19 protein-coding genes are annotated in these 17,360 nt (G+C 33.1%); 11 read left to right on the forward strand and 8 right to left on the reverse strand.

The annotated features are described in order from the left end of the window. Window positions 1-97 precede the first annotated feature (97 nt). Window positions 98-625, forward strand: coding sequence for a peptidylprolyl isomerase (locus MR053_RS08760; protein ID WP_317221709.1), 528 nt, complete (start codon window positions 98-100; stop codon window positions 623-625). 59 nt (window positions 626-684) lie between these two features. On the opposite strand, the gene MR053_RS08765 is transcribed toward MR053_RS08760, so the two are convergent. Then, a complete protein-coding gene (locus MR053_RS08765) occupies window positions 685-1,284 on the reverse strand; it encodes a trimeric intracellular cation channel family protein (RefSeq protein ID WP_242132075.1) in 600 nt (199 codons plus the stop codon). Window positions 1,285-1,364: 80 nt separating this feature from the next. Then, the gene (locus tag MR053_RS08770; protein WP_242132076.1) at window positions 1,365-2,084 is read right to left on the reverse strand and encodes an RDD family protein; all 720 of its coding nucleotides are present in this window, start codon (window positions 2,082-2,084) and stop codon (window positions 1,365-1,367) included. 158 nt (window positions 2,085-2,242) lie between these two features. On the opposite strand from MR053_RS08770, the gene MR053_RS08775 reads away from it, so the two are divergent. The 6 genes from MR053_RS08775 to MR053_RS08800 all read left to right on the forward strand — a co-directional run bounded on the left by MR053_RS08775 (window position 2,243) and on the right by MR053_RS08800 (window position 9,208). Then, complete coding sequence (locus MR053_RS08775; protein WP_242132077.1) at window positions 2,243-3,232, forward strand: stage II sporulation protein M; 990 nt, start codon at window positions 2,243-2,245, stop codon at window positions 3,230-3,232. Next, window positions 3,229-3,954: a hypothetical protein gene (locus MR053_RS08780; RefSeq protein ID WP_242132078.1), complete on the forward strand. Its 726-nt coding sequence runs from the start codon at window positions 3,229-3,231 to the stop codon at window positions 3,952-3,954. Before MR053_RS08775 ends, MR053_RS08780 begins: the two co-directional genes overlap by 4 nt. Next, the gene (locus MR053_RS08785; RefSeq protein WP_242132079.1) at window positions 3,954-5,159 is read left to right on the forward strand and encodes a DUF4350 domain-containing protein; all 1,206 of its coding nucleotides are present in this window, start codon (window positions 3,954-3,956) and stop codon (window positions 5,157-5,159) included. Before MR053_RS08780 ends, MR053_RS08785 begins: the two co-directional genes overlap by 1 nt. A 2-nt stretch (window positions 5,160-5,161) precedes the next feature. Then, window positions 5,162-6,232 (forward strand): AAA family ATPase, encoded by a 1,071-nt coding sequence (locus MR053_RS08790; protein WP_242132080.1) that lies wholly within the window; start codon window positions 5,162-5,164, stop codon window positions 6,230-6,232. An 86-nt stretch (window positions 6,233-6,318) separates the two neighbouring features. After that, window positions 6,319-7,650 (forward strand): DUF58 domain-containing protein, encoded by a 1,332-nt coding sequence (locus MR053_RS08795; RefSeq protein ID WP_242132081.1) that lies wholly within the window; start codon window positions 6,319-6,321, stop codon window positions 7,648-7,650. Window positions 7,651-8,266: 616 nt separating this feature from the next. Further along, window positions 8,267-9,208: a hydrogen peroxide-inducible genes activator gene (locus tag MR053_RS08800; protein WP_242132082.1), complete on the forward strand. Its 942-nt coding sequence runs from the start codon at window positions 8,267-8,269 to the stop codon at window positions 9,206-9,208. 26 nt (window positions 9,209-9,234) lie between these two features. Here the strand turns inward: MR053_RS08800 and MR053_RS08805 are convergent, their stop codons facing one another. From MR053_RS08805 to MR053_RS08815, 3 genes are all read right to left on the reverse strand, one after another. After that, complete coding sequence (locus MR053_RS08805) at window positions 9,235-9,432, reverse strand: hypothetical protein (RefSeq protein ID WP_242132083.1); 198 nt, start codon at window positions 9,430-9,432, stop codon at window positions 9,235-9,237. Between the two features lie 126 nt (window positions 9,433-9,558). Beyond that, window positions 9,559-10,359, reverse strand: coding sequence for a TIGR00266 family protein (locus MR053_RS08810; protein WP_242132084.1), 801 nt, complete (start codon window positions 10,357-10,359; stop codon window positions 9,559-9,561). A 119-nt stretch (window positions 10,360-10,478) separates the two neighbouring features. Further along, a complete protein-coding gene (locus MR053_RS08815; RefSeq protein WP_242132085.1) occupies window positions 10,479-10,934 on the reverse strand; it encodes a DUF4442 domain-containing protein in 456 nt (151 codons plus the stop codon). A gap of 156 nt (window positions 10,935-11,090) precedes the next feature. Between MR053_RS08815 and MR053_RS08820 the strand changes: the two genes are divergently transcribed. The 4 genes from MR053_RS08820 (at window position 11,091) to MR053_RS08835 (ending at window position 14,626) form a co-directional block, all read left to right on the forward strand. Next, complete coding sequence (locus MR053_RS08820; RefSeq protein WP_242132086.1) at window positions 11,091-11,537, forward strand: DUF4870 domain-containing protein; 447 nt, start codon at window positions 11,091-11,093, stop codon at window positions 11,535-11,537. Between the two features lie 92 nt (window positions 11,538-11,629). After that, window positions 11,630-11,971 carry a PadR family transcriptional regulator gene (locus tag MR053_RS08825; protein ID WP_242132087.1) on the forward strand — a complete coding sequence of 114 codons (342 nt, stop codon included), beginning with the start codon at window positions 11,630-11,632 and terminating at the stop codon, window positions 11,969-11,971. Then, window positions 11,968-13,797 carry a PspC domain-containing protein gene (locus tag MR053_RS08830; protein WP_242132088.1) on the forward strand — a complete coding sequence of 610 codons (1,830 nt, stop codon included), beginning with the start codon at window positions 11,968-11,970 and terminating at the stop codon, window positions 13,795-13,797. The genes MR053_RS08825 and MR053_RS08830 overlap by 4 nt, the downstream gene beginning before the upstream one ends. Before the next feature lie 100 nt (window positions 13,798-13,897). Beyond that, window positions 13,898-14,626 (forward strand): head GIN domain-containing protein, encoded by a 729-nt coding sequence (locus tag MR053_RS08835; RefSeq protein ID WP_242132089.1) that lies wholly within the window; start codon window positions 13,898-13,900, stop codon window positions 14,624-14,626. A gap of 87 nt (window positions 14,627-14,713) precedes the next feature. Here MR053_RS08835 and MR053_RS08840 read toward each other — a convergent pair whose 3' ends face one another. From MR053_RS08840 to MR053_RS08850, 3 genes are all read right to left on the reverse strand, one after another. Next, the gene (locus MR053_RS08840; RefSeq protein WP_242132090.1) at window positions 14,714-15,313 is read right to left on the reverse strand and encodes a hypothetical protein; all 600 of its coding nucleotides are present in this window, start codon (window positions 15,311-15,313) and stop codon (window positions 14,714-14,716) included. Between the two features lie 111 nt (window positions 15,314-15,424). Then, on the reverse strand, window positions 15,425-16,705 hold the full coding sequence (locus MR053_RS08845) for a hypothetical protein (RefSeq protein ID WP_242132091.1): 1,281 nt from the start codon (window positions 16,703-16,705) through the stop codon (window positions 15,425-15,427). A gap of 29 nt (window positions 16,706-16,734) precedes the next feature. Next, window positions 16,735-17,310 (reverse strand): YceI family protein, encoded by a 576-nt coding sequence (locus MR053_RS08850; RefSeq protein ID WP_242132092.1) that lies wholly within the window; start codon window positions 17,308-17,310, stop codon window positions 16,735-16,737. Window positions 17,311-17,360: the final 50 nt, after the last annotated feature.

The raw sequence follows: 17,360 nt of genomic DNA on the forward strand, positions 1-17,360 counted from the left end.
TTCTGTAATAACAGAACAAAATAATGAAAAAATAACTACTCCTGAACCCGATAGCAAACTGAAGAGCAGCCTTCCGAAATTAGACACAAAAAATGCTATGGAATTCTTTTTACATTATGAAAAAGAACATAAAGAAAATAAAGTACGAATGACCACCGATTTTGGTGTCATTGACATTTTATTGTTTGAAGAGACCAAATTCCACCGAGCAAACTTTATCTTTTTAACCAAGCAAAAGTATTTTAATGGCACACAATTTTACAGAGTTATCGATAATTTTATGGTTCAGGCTGGTAATAGCGATGATAAAAAGACAGCCAGAAAGCGTAAAAGGATTGGCAGATACTTGCTTCCTAAAGATACTAATAGAGGATTTAAACATGATAGAGGAGTTATTTCCATGCCTAGCAGTGAAATAGACAACCCTCACAAACTAGCCTCGCCTTACGAGTTTTTTATTGTGCAACAACAGGGTGGCGCCCATTATTTAGATGGTGATTATACCATTTTTGGCAAGGTAATTAATGGTATGGATGTGGTTGACAAAATAGCCGCGGTTGATACTGACGAAGCCGATTGGCCGCTTAAGAATATTTATATTAAAAACGTAGAGATTATTGAGTAGTGTTCAGTATGAGTTGGCAGTCTTCAAAGATACAAAACATAAACTTTGAACTTTAAACCTTATTTATAAATAGAAGGCAAGGCAATTTTAAATTTTACTGCAAGTAACCTAACTGTAATAACCACAATGCCTGAAATAACAAAAACAAGATTATTACCAATCGGAAGCTCCCGTAACAAAAAATAAGTGAGCCCTCCCAAAATACAGGCTGTTGCATAAATTTCCTTTCTAAAAATAACGGGTATTTCATTGCATAAAATATCCCTAATAACACCTCCAAAACTAGCTGTCATAGTTCCCAGAGCAATACATATAATAGGGTGTAAACCTATATTCACCCCCTTTTCTATACCAACTACAGTATACAAGCCTATACCAATGGTATCAAACAAAAACAATGAGGTTCGCAAGTAATTAATCTTACTTCTAAACACAATAGCAAATACTGCTGAAACCATAATGACATAGGTAAAGGTCATATCTTTCATCCAACTCACAGGCGTTGCACCAATTAGCAAATCGCGTAATGTTCCCCCACCAACAGCCGTAACAAACGCAATAATTAAAATACCAAACAAGTCCATTTTCTTATTGATAGCTACTAATACCCCTGAAATGGCAAAGGCTATGGTTCCTAAAATATCTATGGTGTAGAACATATGCTTTTTTATGAGATTCCAAAATAAACTAAGGGTAAGTAATCAACACTATTTTTTCTACTCAAATAGCGGCTCTCTACTTACATACTTTGCGTGTAATAATTATAATCTTTTAAAATAACATCAATAAATTCAATATCGGTTTTTTGTTTTATATCTTTTATATTAACAACCTCTACAAGTTTATTCCTCAATTTTATAAGCGTTGAATAATCTTTTGCCAGCTTAGCAGCCGTAAAAGTATCCTTGATAATACGTGCATCGTTATCACTTAATCTAATCACATTAGGATAAGTGGGCACATAATCTAATTTTAATTCTTCCAAAATGGTATGACTAATGTTTACTTTATCTTTCAAAGCTATAACTGCCGTTCCTGCTGCCATGTCTCCTAAACGTTGTTGTTTTTTATTGAATAGAATCACAAAAAAACCGATACCAAAGACATAGATATCTACAATTCTAAAAAACCAGCGTATTACATAATCAGCTAAAGACGCCTGGTAGCCATCTATTTTCACCACACGTATCTTTAAGACCCGTTTGCCAATAGTTTGTCCATCTAAAAGGGATTCCAATGCTAACGTATAGAACATAACCGGAAAGCTCAAGACCGTATTTATGGCGATTTGTGACCATTCATCCATGTTATCAAAAGCTCCGAATGTCCAATTTAAAACGAGCATATAGCCTATTTTAATGGCGGTATCGATTACAAAAGCTAACAGTCGTTCTCCTGCTCCTGCCGCAGTGAACATTATTTTTACATTTTGGGTCGTGTTAATTTGTAACTCTGACATTTTATATTTTAATTTATCAAAAATACATGAATTTATTCATTTGAAAATTTAGAAAAAGTAAATGAATAAATTACATGGATTAACGAAAGAGGTTACTGAAGTAGGACTAAATTTTGTAATTTTTTGATACAAAATTTAGTTTCTCACAGAAGAAAAATATGAGGGAAGTTTCATTCATCAAACAAAATAAGGAAAAATGGTTGAGTTTTGAAAAGGCCATTTTTAATAATGACTTTAAAGATCCCGACGAGCTAGCTTCGCAATACATTCATTTAATAAACGATTTGGCTTATGCCCAGACCTTTTACCCAAAAAGTAGGGTTATCGATTATTTGAATCAATTAGCCTCAAAGGCCTTTCAAAAAATATACAAAACCAAACGGGAAAACACCAATCGTTTTGTCGCTTTTTGGAAAACCGAAGTTCCACTCATTTGTTATCAGTATCGTAAATTTATCTACATTGCATTCATCATATTTTTTGCATTTACATTTATTGGGGCTATTTCTGCTGCAAACGATGGTGAATTTGTACGTTCTATTTTAGGAGATGACTATGTAAACATGTCCTTGGAGAATATTGAAAAGGGTGACCCTGTGGCAGTTTATAAAAGCGGAAGCAATTGGGGAAGCTTTATCGGAATTACCATAAATAACCTTCGTGTTGGTATTATCGCATTTATATTAGGTGCCTTTGGTGGCCTTGGTACACTGTACATTATGTTCAATAACTGTATTATGCTAGGGTCTTTTCAATATTTCTTTTATGAAAAAGGCGTATTTTGGGAAAGTGTCCGTGGCATTTGGATACACGGATCTATGGAAATTTTCGCTATAGTTATAGAATGTGCTGCAGGTTTAATATTAGGAGCCAGCATTTTGTTCCCCGGCACACATTCCAGATATGTTTCCTTTAAGCAAGGTGCTAAAACAGGTGTGAAAATTCTAATAAGCACGTTTCCTTTTACATTTTCAGCAGGATTTTTAGAAGGTTTTATCACTAGGTATTCCAACATTATGCCGCATTGGCTATCGGTTGGTATCATTTTAATTACTTTGGCTATAATTAGTTATTACTATTTGGTCTATCCGTTTAAGGTTCAAAAGGAAATTACCAAAACGCCCATTTTAAGCCCTAAGATTATTTGAAAACAGCTAGGTTATATCGTTTTGTTTTATTGTTTTTAGTGGCTTTGCTTCACTTTAATGTTTTTGGCTCTACTTATTTTCAAGAGCCACAACAGATTAGAAGCTTTGACACTAATTTTAAAGACCGTTATTCCAGTAGAAAATATAATTACGAAGGCAAAAAAGTAATTAATGAAACACCTTCTGGCTCGGGTAATTATGAAGATTATAAAAATGAAAACCCTAATATTAGGGAAAGGGACAACAGTGATACTTTTTCAATAAACTTAGGCCCCTTTAGTTGGCTTTTTTACCTAGCCCTAATTCTTGCCTTGGTTTATCTCGTCTATATTTTACTGAATGAAGGTGGAACCGGATTATTTTCAAAAGGACAAAACAGAAAACTTAACCATCATGAGAACATAACCGCTAAAAACATTGAAAACACCGATATCGATGCCCTAATAACACATGCAGAAAACAATAACGATTTTAGATTGGCCATTCGGTATTATTATTTATTGGTATTAAAAACGCTAAGCCTAAAAAACCATATAAAATTTGAAGACGATAAAACCAACGGCGATTATTTAAATGAAATTAGCGAGAAACCATTCAGTAATACCTTTGCTTATACCTCCTACCTTTACAGCTATATCTGGTATGGCAAATTTCCTCTAGACAATGTTGATTACGATAAGGCCAAACACAATTTTGTAACCCTATTAAACCAAGTGAAATAATGAAAAAAGTACTTCCCATAGGTCTTATCATTATTGGTTTAATTGTTGTCATTGCCATTACCCTTGGCATTAAATCCACCCGTAGCATTGATTGGGAAGAATCGTTTAACGAAAAAAGCAATAAACCTTATGGGGTAAGCGTGTTTTACAAAGAATTGCCCAAACTTTTTAAAAATCAAAAAATTAGAACGGTATATCATCAACCTGCTAGTTATTTAACAGCAAATAGGGAAGATGGCTATGGTGACCATGTCGCCAAAGGTAGTTTCATAATTATAGGAAACTCTGATTATCTGGAAGATGATTCAGTTGACGAACTTCTTAATTTTGTTGGTGCTGGTAATACGCTTTTTATTTCAGATTATTATTTCTCACAAAAAATACACAACACACTAGATGTTTCTGTTGAATATATTAAAAACACAAAAGATAGCATCTCTTATCATTACTTAAAACATATAGATGTTGATACAGTTAATATAGACAAAAATGAAGGTATTAATTATTTCTCCAGTTTCGACTCCATTAACTACAGTATTTTAGGCCATACAAAAATAGATTCCAGTCTTGTAAATTTTATTGAAATCCCTTTTGGTAAAGGAAAAATCTATTTGCATACCGAACCTAAAGCATTTACCAATTACAATCTTTTAAAAGAAGACCGTTACAAATATGTTGAAGGGTTAATTTCCTATTTACCAGAAAACAATATTTATTTTGATTCGTATACTAAAATACAAACGGGTTATAATGGTGATGTTGAAAAAGAATCGAATCTTAGTTGGTTTCTAGAACAGCTCTCCTTTAAATGGGCTTGGTACATGGCATTGATTTTTGGATTACTATTTATAATTTTTAATGCTAAACGTAGACAACGTATTATTAAAACCATTAAACCGCTACAAAATACAACGATAGATTTTGTAAAGACTATATCTAATCTATATTACGAAACCCAAGACCACAAAAACCTGATTGATAAAAAAATAACTTATTTTCTAGAACGCCTAAGAGTTGATTTTAATATGGATACAACAACTTTAGACAATAATTTTATAAAGAAGTTGGCCCTAAAAACCGGAAAGAAAAAAGACGACATCAAAAAACTTATAAATTACATAAATTGGTTACGTACAAAAAATGAGTTTTTTGAGACTAACCTCATGCAATTAAACAGGCTTATTGAAGCTTTTTACTTAAAATAACTATGGACGAAAATAAAGAAGAACAAAACCACCAAGACTTTAAACCAAAACCCGAAAGTGCTTTATCGTCAATAGAGAATAGTACACTTCAAGACAATAACGATTTACAGTTTAAAAGTCGGTTGGATTTAACCGAACTGCAAACCAGTATTCAAAAAATAAAGCAGGAATTGGGTAAAGTAATCGTGGGACAAAAAGATATGGTCGATATGCTTATTGCCTCACTTTTAGCTAAAGGACATTCGCTTATAGAAGGCGTACCGGGTGTTGCCAAAACCATTACGGCAAAATTACTGGCCAAGTCCTTGAGTGTTGATTTTAGTAGAATCCAGTTTACACCAGATTTAATGCCCAGTGATATTTTGGGGACATCGGTTTTTAATTTAAAGGATTCAGATTTTGAGTTTAAAAAAGGCCCTATTTTTTCCAACATGGTTTTAATTGATGAAATAAACCGAGCTCCTGCTAAAACACAAGCCGCTTTATTTGAAGTTATGGAAGAGCATCAAATAACCATTGATGGACAGAAATTTAAAATAGACCTTCCTTTTATGGTTTTAGCCACCCAGAACCCCGTAGAGCAGGAAGGCACCTATAGACTTCCCGAAGCCCAATTGGATCGTTTCTTGTTCAAAATAGATGTAGACTATCCCAATTTAGATGAAGAAATCGAAATTTTAGTTAGGGAGCACCAGCTAAAGGACTTAGAAAAAACAGATACGATTTCTCCATTTTTAAAGGCCAAACAAATTTTGGAATACCAAAATCTGGTAGCACAAATTATTATAGAAGAACATTTGCTAAAATACATTGCCGAACTTATTGTGGCTACACGTAACAATCCCTTTTTATATTTAGGAGCATCACCAAGGGCTTCCATTGCCATTTTAAAGGCCAGCAAAGCCTTCGCTGCAATGGGTGGACGTGATTTTGTAACTCCAGAAGATATTAAACGTGCTGCTATTCCTGTATTGCAACACCGTGTTATTGTAACGCCAGAACGTGAAATGGAAGGCGTAACAAGTAAGCAAATCATTAAACAAATCATTGAAACGGTGGAGATACCACGTTAACAGTTGGCAGTGTTCAGTAGGCAGTCGGAGTAAAAGCTAAAAAACCTAATACACAAATATTAACAAACAATCATTAACCAATAACATTGAAACTACTTAAACCATTTTACATACAACCCCGTTTTTTCTATATTGGTATTGGTATCGTGGTTTTGTTTAGCTTAAGTTATTTTGTTCCGATATTGTTCAACATAGCACAAGTTTCTATACTAGTACTTATGGTGCTCTTCTTTCTGGATGTTCTCATTGTATTTTTAGGAAAACAGAAGATTGAAGCCCAAAGAATACTCCCAGATAAGTTTTCTAATGGCGATAATAATGCTGTGAGTATAACCATCACCAATAATTACCCGTTTAAAATTTATCTGGAAGTGATTGATGAAATCCCAGAACAGTTTCAAGTAAGGGATTTTAAGCTTAAAAAAGTCATAAGCCCCAGAAAAATAAAAACTATTAAATACATTTTAAAACCCACCAAGCGTGGCGAATACCATTTTGGACATTTAAATATCTACGCAGCTTCCATACTAAATTTAGTAACCAAAAGATTTACTTTCGACAGAGGTGCCATGGTACCCACCTATCCAAGTTTCAAACAGCTTAGAAAGTTTGAACTATTAAACATTAACAAAAATGCCATGGAACAAGGCATTAAAAAAATACGTCGGTTGGGACACACTATGGAATTTGAACAGATTAAAGATTATGTTTTGGGTGACGATTTAAGAACCATTAACTGGAAAGCAACCGCCAAGCGTAATCAGCTTATGGTTAATCAGTTTCAAGATGAGCGGTCGCAGCCTGTTTATTCCATTATCGACAAAGGCCGCGTTATGCAAATGCCCTTTAATGGTTTAACATTATTGGATTATGCCATAAATGCTACTCTAGTTATTAGCAATATGGTATTAAAAAAACAAGATAAAGCGGGTATTATTGCCTTTTCAAAAAAAATAGAAAATCGTATAGTGGCTAAACGAAGGGCATCCCAAATGCAATTGATATTAGATGCACTGTACAACATTAATACTGATTTTTTTGAAAGTGACTTTGGACGCTTATATGCCGATATAAAACGAAACATACAGCACCGCAGCCTTATTTTACTATACACCAATTTTGAAACTTTAGATGGTTTGAACAGGCAGCTAGCCTACTTAAAAGGCATTTCAAAAAACCATCTTCTAGTAGTTGTTTTCTTTAAAAACACCGAACTAAGCAGGCTTATAAATGAAAAAGCCGAAACGGTACAAGAGGTTTATGATAAGGTTATTGCTGAAAAACTTGCCTTTGAAAAGCGTTTAATTGTGAATGAGTTAAAAAAATATGGCATCCATACCATCTTAACGACTCCCGAGGCTTTGACCATAGATACGATCAACAAATACCTTGAAATTAAGGCCAGAGGTTTATTGTAAAAAAATCAATGAACTCTGGCTAATGAACTTTCAAACTAAAAATTAACAAACTAAATGGTTTAACAGAAACAAACTTTCATAATCAAAAACGTCTTTTTTATTCTTAAATAAAATCAATCAACATAGAATTCATGCTTTCATTATTGACATCATGAGACTTATTTAAAATATGCCTTTCAATCTTTAAAAGTACATAAGTAAATCCACAATAAGACGCATTGCCTTTTGTCTTGCGATATGTTTTTTAAAGCAGGCACTTTAGGTTTTACAATATAATCCTCGAACCTATACAATGGTGTTTTGGCTAAAGTCAATTCAATACACGTTAGGAAATCATACCGCTTAAATATTGGTCATATATATGAAAACCAAAAAAGCGTTTGCTTTAATATTCCAATAAATACATCGAAAGTTTAGATAGTATATTTGAAAATTAGCCGAAAAATGATTAAAATCTCTTCGTAAAGTTATTGTTTATTGGTTTCTAAGCCTAAATTATTTAAAAGTATCATTACGATATTTTTAAATATTCAACATATTTAATTTATAACAAATATCAGTTTTAATAAATTTTATTGATAGTTTTTATATCTTTACAGTCTAACATATAATAAATATGACTATCACTCAATTATATTACGTTTTAGCTGTTGCTGAAAACCAAAATTTCACCAAGGCAGCTGAAAAGTGTTTTGTAACGCAGCCCACGTTAAGCATGCAAATACAAAAACTTGAGGACCAATTGGACGTTCAAATTTTTGATCGCAGTAAAAAACCAATTGAGCTGACCGAAGTTGGAAAAAAAATTGTGACACAAGCCAGGAATATTGTTAATGAATCCTATAGAATTCAGGATATTGTAGACCAACAAAAGGGATTTATAGGCGGTGAGTTTAAACTAGGTATCATACCAACAGTTATGCCTACCTTGCTACCTATGTTCTTAAAAAACTTTATAAAAAAGCATCCTAAAGTCAAGCTTAAAATTGAAGAGCTTACCACCGAGGAAATCATCAATAAAATCAAGGAAGGCCATTTAGATGCTGCTATTGCTGCAACACCGTTAGAAGAGGAAGATATTAAGGAACGAGTACTTTACTTTGAACCTTTTGTTAGTTATATTCCAAAAAACCACAGGCTTCATATAAACAATAAGATTAATATTGAAGATTTAGATATAAATGATATGTTGTTATTAGAAGATGGTCATTGTTTTAGGGATGGCGTTATTAATCTTTGCAAAATTTTCAAAGACAATCCAGATGATAAATTCCAATTGGAAAGCGGAAGTATAGAAACACTTATTAAACTCTCCAATGAAGGTTTAGGTATGACTTTGCTTCCCTATTTACACACTTTGGATCTTAATGAAAAAGACACCGAAAACATACATTACTTTAATGAACCACCCCCTGCAAGGGAGGTAAGCCTTATTTATCACAAAAGTGAACTAAAAATGCAAATCATTGAAGCCCTACAAGATGTAATATCAGGTATTATAAGAGGAGCTATAGCGTTTCAAAATGTAAAAATCATTAGTCCTTTATCTAAAAACTAAAAAAGCGATCTAAAGATCGCTTTTTATTATGGTTTTAAATAAATTAAACATTGATTTAATTCTGGGTTTTGCTGTACAAGAGATTGAATAAAAACTTTAAGTTCTTCAATCTCATAAGGCAACAAACGTGTTAATGCCTTTTGTACCTCTTTGCAAAACAATGTAACATCAAAACTGACCTTTTTAAGTACAGTTTTGGTATACTCTAGCATTGCTCTTGCCATAATTAATATTAAGGTGTTTGGTTTGAAAAAAGTAAAGGTATATTATAGGCAGCAAGTTTAATAATTTAACATCTAAATTTAACAAAAAATTGTAAACTAGTATCTAAATTTAAAAAATTTAACAGTTTAAAATCGGTTATCTCCATCAAGTAAATTGCCTAACCCTCCTAAAATACTGCCTTCTCCTTTATCCTTCCCACCACCTCTTGGCGCAGAAGCTAAAACCCGTCCTGCCAGTCTACTAAATGGTAACGATTGAATATATACCGTTCCAGGGCCTTGCAATTTTGCAAAAAACAGGCCTTCACCTCCAAAAATGGTATTTTTAATACCACCTACAAATTCAATATCATAATCTACATCTTGGGTAAAACCAACGATACACCCTGTATCCACACGTAAGGTTTCACCAGCTTGCAATATTTTTTTGGCCATAGTGCCCCCTGCATGTACAAAGGCCATACCATCACCTTCCAATTTTTGCATGATAAAACCTTCGCCTCCAAAAAGCCCTCGCCCCAATCGCTTCGAAAATTCAATACCTACGCTAACTCCTTTTGCCGCACATAGAAAAGCATCTTTTTGACAAATAAACTTACCGCTATAGTGAGTAAGATCAATTGGGGTTATTTTACCCGGATAAGGTGAGGCAAAAGACACATTTCGCTTACCACTTAAGGTATTATAAAATGCGGTCATAAACAGGCTCTCACCTGTTAAAATACGCTTTCCCGCTCCCAAAATTTTCCCTAAAAATCCTGAGTCCTTTTGCGAACCATCCCCAAAAATGGTTTCCATTTTTATCCCATCGTCCATCATCATGAAACTGCCCGCTTCTGCTACAACGCCTTCATTAGGGTCGAGTTCAATTTCTACATACTGCATTTCCTCGCCGTAAATTCTATAGTCTATTTCGTGTGCTGTCATTTTTATGTTTTTTGTTTATTCTTTTATATGTTGATTTGTTTGCTGTTTTGTTACAGTTTTTTGTTGGCTGTTTAGATGTTCGTTGTTAAGGTGTAACTACACAACTTAACAACATACGATTAACCCTTAAGTTTAATACTCCATTCAAAATGAAAAGTAGATACTTCTGTTCCTTCTTCATTAACGCCAACCGAAGTCATCCAAAGAGTTTGTCCCTCGCCTATTTCTATGGCCCTAATTATAGTCTCATCAATCAAATGGCCATCGTTACAAGTAAACGTAATTTTACCTGTTGCCTTTTTTGTAAAGATCGCTTTGTTGGAAACCACTAACATGGACATTTGTTTTCCTGAACTTTTAATTTTGCTCATCATTAAGGCACCGGTAGAAAATTCTGCCGCCATGCCTTGCACCGCCCAGAACATGGATCTAAATGGATTTTGGTTTATCCACCGATGTCTCACCGTCACAACACAGGATTTAGCATCAATAGATTTAGTTCGCACACCGCATAAATAAGCCGATGGCAGTTTTAACAGCTTAAAAGCATTTAATTTTCTGGGAGTTATACGCATAGAGGTTCTTTTATTTTACCTCTAAATTATGAAATAAATCAATATCGTAAAATGTTAATATTTTGTTAATTTTAATAAAATAACAGTACTTTGTATTGCATAATACCTTTTTTTAGATATATATTTGCATAAGATATTATTATATGCTTTTAAATCATGTTAGATAAACACCAAAAAACCATCGCAACGTTTATACATTTATCAACCTTTAGTAGGTTTATTATTCCTTTTGGAAATTTTATTGGCCCTTTGGTCCTGTGGATTGCCAACAAGGAAAAATCGGAATTTGTAGACAATCATGGTAAACAAGCCTTAAACTTTCAAATGAGTATTTTGCTGTATGCCATTATTATTGGAACCATAACCATTCCCTTTTTTATTTTTAAAATTTTAGGCGGACTGGACTTTATAGACTTTAACGGGTTTCACAATTTTCATATTAACCTTGGAAAACCTTCACCCCTACTTTACATTGGTGGTGGCTTGGGGGCTTTAATGATCATTGCCTTTATTGTGGAGCTGGCTCTAATAGTCAAAGCTAGTTTAAAAGCTAGGGATGGCGAACCATACAAGTATCCATTAACCATTAATTTTTTAAAGTAATTTACACTAAAAATATCTTACAATAAATTTCATCAACATTAATCATCAATCAAAAAAATGAACAGTTTCACCATATTTAAACGCTTTAGAACATGAAGATAGAAAACACAAAAGCACAAATGCGCAAAGGGGTACTTGAATTCTGCATACTATCGGTCTTAAAAGACGACGACGCATACGTTGCAGAGATTTTAGACACCTTAAAAGACGCTAAGTTGCTCGTTGTAGAAGGCACCATTTACCCCCTACTAACGCGACTTAAAAACGCAGGACTTTTAAACTACAGATGGGAAGAATCCACATCTGGACCTCCAAGAAAATATTATGGGTTAACCGAAACAGGTAAGCTCTTTTTAAAAGAATTAGATAATACTTGGAACGAATTACAAAACGCAGTAAACATAGTAACAAGCCAAAAAACAACAAAAAAATGAATAAAACAGTCAACATAAATTTAGCAGGTATATTTTTTCATATCGATGAAGATGCATACTTAAAATTACAACGCTATCTTGAGGCTATAAAACGTTCATTTACAGATTCTCAAGGACGCTCTGAAATCATTGCTGATATTGAAGCACGTATTGCCGAACTTTTTAACGAGCGAGTACAACATGACAAGCAAGTTATACGTATAAAAGAAGTAGATGAGATTATCGCCATTATGGGGCAGCCTGAAGACTACTTAGTTGATGACGAAATTTTTGAAGACGAACCAAAAACCTCATATAAAAGTTCCTCGTCACCTTCTAAAAAGTTGTTCAGGGATACCGACAACTCTTATATAAGTGGTGTGTCTTCTGGGTTAGGTCACTATTTGGGTATTGATGCCGTATGGATTAGATTGCTATGGATTATTTTAACTATTGGTTCTGGAGGCACCTTTATATTTATATACATCTTATTTTGGGTTTTAGTTCCTGAAGCCAAAACCACTGCCGAAAAATTAATGATGACCGGAGAGCCCGTTAACATTAGTAACATTGAAAAAAAAATAAAGGATGGCTTTGACAATGTGTCTGATACTGTAAGTGATGTTGCTAAAAATGTATCTGAGACCGTTAGCGATGTTGCCAAAAATGTATCAGATGTCGCCAAAAATGTTAATGTAAAAAAACAAGCAAACTCCATTAAGTCGTCATCAAAAACATTTTTTGATACTATTGGAGACATCATCTTATTTTTCTTTAACATATTTGCCAAATTCGTTGGTATCTTGTTAATGTTTATTGGCGCAGTTACACTAATAGCATTAATAATTAGCTTATTTTCTGTGGGAGTAGTCAATATTCTAAATATTCCTGGTATTGAATATGCAAATATTGTTAACGCGGCCAACACACCTATTTGGTTAATCTCTTTATTAACTTTTTTTGCTGTTGGTATTCCATTTTTCTTTGTGTTCTACCTTGGCCTTAAAATATTGATAAACAATTTAAAATCCATTGGCAAGATTGCAAAGTTTACCCTATTGGGAGCATGGTTAATTTCTATCATCATGCTTACTGTTTTTGGGGTAAGGGAAGCTAGCGAACATGCTTTTGACGAACGGGTTGTGGAAAAGATAGAACTCAACATCACTACAAACGATACGCTTAATTTAAAAATGGTAAATAACGACCTTTATAAAAACACGAGATACCGTAGTAACTCCTTTAAAGTTGCCCATAATGAAAAAGGAGAGAAAATAATCTATTCTTCTGATGTGGCCATTATTGTTAAATCTACAACCGATTCTTTAGCAACATTAAGCATAGAAAAAAGTGCTGATGGTAGAAGTTTTGAAAAAGCCATGGAACGTGCCAGAAATATAAACTATAATTATGTATTTGATGATAAAACCTTGATTTTGGATTCTTACTTTACCACCTCACCTGAAAACAAGTATAGTGATCAAGAAATTCATCTAGCACTTTATCTTCCAGAGGGATCTATACTCAAGTGCCATTCCAACTCAAATTCGTTTTTTTATAGTAGAAACTACTATGGGTCCATTGTATCTCATAATAATGCTAACCATTATTTAAAAATACTTGACGATAAGGTGGAGTGCTTAGACTGTCCCGAAGAAGAAAAATTTGAAGTAGATGTAGACATTAAGGATGGCGATTCCAGCGTAAAAATAAACAAAGAAGGTGTTGAAGTAAAAGCCGATAGTTCTAGTTTAACCATTAAACGAAAGAGCATAAAAGGCATTACAGAATCCGTTAATGTTAGCTTAGATAGTACTGGACTATCTGTGAAATCGACCAATAATTAACAGTTTAGCAACTAAAAAAACAAATCTTTAAATTATAATTAGTAACTAAATAAATTCGATCAAATCTTTAATCAAAATAATCATACAAAAACGAACAGTTATGACAACTTTAATCAAAATCATTGTAACAACCCTTCTCAGCTTATCACTTTTTTCCTGTAATTTTGATGTCAATTTAAATTCTGGAGTTCGTGGCAATGGTAATGTAGTTACCGAAGAACGTACAACTAGCTCCAACTTTTCAATCATTAAAGCAACCGAAGGCTTGGAAGTGCTTTTAACCCAAAACGATAATGAAAGTATTATTGTTGAAGCCGATGAGAATCTTCACAACCTTATCTTAACAGAAATTGAGGATGATGTTCTAAAAATACACACCAAAAAAAACATTGGAAAATGTAAAGCAAAAAAAGTTTTGGTCAACTTTAAGGATATCTCAAAAATAATTGCCACAAGCGGTAGTAATGTCTATACTACCAAAACCATAGATGTTGAAATGTTAGATTTAAAAACCACAAGTGGTAGTGATATGACCTTGGCGGTCAATGCCAGAACACTACATTGCGAATCAACTAGTGGAAGTGATTTAAAACTGTCTGGAAAAACTGATCTCTTAATAGCAGAAGCTACCAGCGGTAGTGATATTAAAGCTGGTGAGTTAATCGCTCAATCCAGTAAAGTAAAAGCTACAAGTGGTGCAGATATAACCATAAACACGGCCAAGGAACTTATTGCTAGTGCTACAAGCGGTGGCGATGTAAAGTATTATGGAAACCCTGAAAAAGTGACTAAAAACAATAGTGTTTCAGGAAGCATTAAAAACAAATAACCAATCAAAAGAATTGCCCACCAATTAAAACATAAAAGGTCTTCATACAAATGAAGACCTTTTATGTTTTAAAATTATTTATTTAAATCAACTCTCCTTAACCGCCAATTGGAAATAAATTTTTATAATATCATGAACCGTAATAAGTCCAAAAAATTTTTTTGGTGGTTTTAAATCGTAATCAGACATACTTATAGGCAAAACTCCTGTTATGAGCATACCTCTACCTTTCTTAAACTTTATAGGTACCTTATGATTTTTAGAGACTCCTGCAATCTCAATGTCTATGGAAGCCAAGACATCATCGGTTTGTTCCTCCAAATCATTAATATCATTTAAAAACAAAGTGATTTGTGGATACATTTTAGATTTTAATATTTTTCTAAAATCACTATTAATAACTATACCTCCGCAATCAAAGCAATCATTATCCAAAACCAAGGCTGTTTTATCAAAAACCAATCTAGCGCCCACTTTCTTGTAAAGCACTTGAACTGGATTTTTAAGTTTAAGTACATCAAAGCCACAAGTAAATGTATTTACATTCGTTGTACCTCTAACTACTAATGAACTTTCCGAAGTTACAATAACCGATGTACTTTTAAACATAGCATCATTTGTAGTAAATGCCATAACCATTCCTATTACAACAATAAACAATACTTTATTTAAAATTTTTGATTTCATTATCAATGAGGCAATTTTAATTTTTTTTTCCAAAAACAAGTCTCAAAGTATATGTCAATTTAAATATTTTAATTAAACATATTACCAAGAGACTTGCTTACTGTTTACTTTTTAGAAGCTAATTGCTGCTTCAAGAACTAGACCATCAAATTTACCTCCATAATGATAATCTGATGTTGGGTAATCATTATATTTTTGCCTAACATATTCTGCCTTCATTAAAATGTTCTTGGTCATAAACCATCCTCCTACTAACTGGAATCTATTAACTTCTACATCATCTCCACTGCGTAATTCACCACCAACTCTATTAATACGAGTACCAAAATAAACATTTTCTTTATCTCCAAATCTATATAGTAATTCTCCTGAAACTTGAGTCCATTTTCTTCTATCTACCTCTTGTTTGGCTTTTCCTCGTGAAAATTCAATTACACCAAAGAATTCCAATCCTCCATATTTCAAGAATGGGTTTATCATCACAGCTGTCATTTCATTTTTTAAATCAGGGTTGATTCTACCTGCTCTAAAACTGTCTCCTATAGCATCTCCATTGGCATCCTTACCATTCATTACAGTATAATATCTAGAACCTGCACGGTCACCACTGTATAGATAAATACCTCTAGCATTATTATGAGCACTGTGGAATAAGGATCCTGTTAAGCGGAAACGAAAATCATTATCAATTTGATTATCATATCCAAATTTAGCTAAGAACGATGGGCTTGTTTGATCTTTATCCGTTACATTTTGATTTAATTTTCCATTGGTTATACCAACCATTCCAAACCATGCATTACTGAAATAATACAATTCGGCTCCAACTTCAGTTGTAAATGAATCCATTAAGTAATTACCCACAAAAGGATTGTAAAGTGCCATAGCGTTATCAGTTCTTCTAAAATGGGTATCACCATAGTTGTTTTCCATATGACCGATTTTCACACGTGCATGCTTCATAAAATCACTTAAAAAGCCTTCACTTATAAAGTCAAGATTATCGATTTGAATATATCCGCCTTTAACATAAGCTTCAGTATGATGCTGAGATGATAAATAAGTTCTTAAATGCATTCTAACACCTTTTGCTAAAGCCACATCTAAATCTAAATTAGCGGTAGCCAAATTAAAATTAGATCCCAAATCTGTGAGTGTAACACTACTGTTATCATTTTTTTGTGACAATGATTGGAATTGTAGTGTTGAAGCTCCTCCCAATCTCACTTTTACGTTTTCAAAAGTTGACACACTATCTTTAGGAGCTTCGAAAACGTTTATACCACGCTTATCTGGTTGCCTAAAATTGTCTAAATCCCTGTTCTGAGCATAGAAACTAAAACCTGTGAATATTATTGCTATTAATATTACTTTTTTCATTATTGATTTCATGATTATTTAATTTTTAATGTTAATTATGTTTATTTAAATATTGATTCGAATTTTATTGTTATTTCATTCCCTGTTGTTATAGTTCCAAATAAAGCAGTTGGGGGGTCCACATTAAAATTGGTCATTTTAAAGGCTTTTTCCCCTTTGATTTTAACGGTGTTACCAATTATTTCTACTTCAAACTTTAATGAAATGTTCTTTTTTGTGCCAGAAATGCTTAGGTCTCCAAGAGTTTCAGCTACATATTTATTTTCTTCTAAAGCTTCAATGTTTTTAACTTGTGTTAGTACAAATGTAATTTTAGGGTATTTATCAGTCTGTAAGGCCTTATATGTATTTTTATCCATAGATTTCTTTCCGCTTTTTAAGGATTCAGCTAGAATTTCGATATGAAGATTCTCAAGCTTTACCTCTTCCAAACTCACAAATGACAAAACTCCATTATATGATTCAGAAACTATATGCCAATCATGCAAACTTGAAGTACCGTAAACTGTTAATTTAGATTCGCTAGTATCTAATTTGAAGGTTTGAGCAATAGAAAAACTAGTGAACAAAATAGTGCTTACAAGTACTATAATTTTTATTTTAATTGAAGGTCTCATAACATTGCTTTTTGTATATGCAAAGTTCTGACGGATACTATAGGAAAAAG

Source organism: Aestuariivivens marinum (assembly GCF_022662175.1).
GTDB classification, from domain to species: Bacteria; Bacteroidota; Bacteroidia; order Flavobacteriales; family Flavobacteriaceae; genus Aestuariivivens; species Aestuariivivens marinum.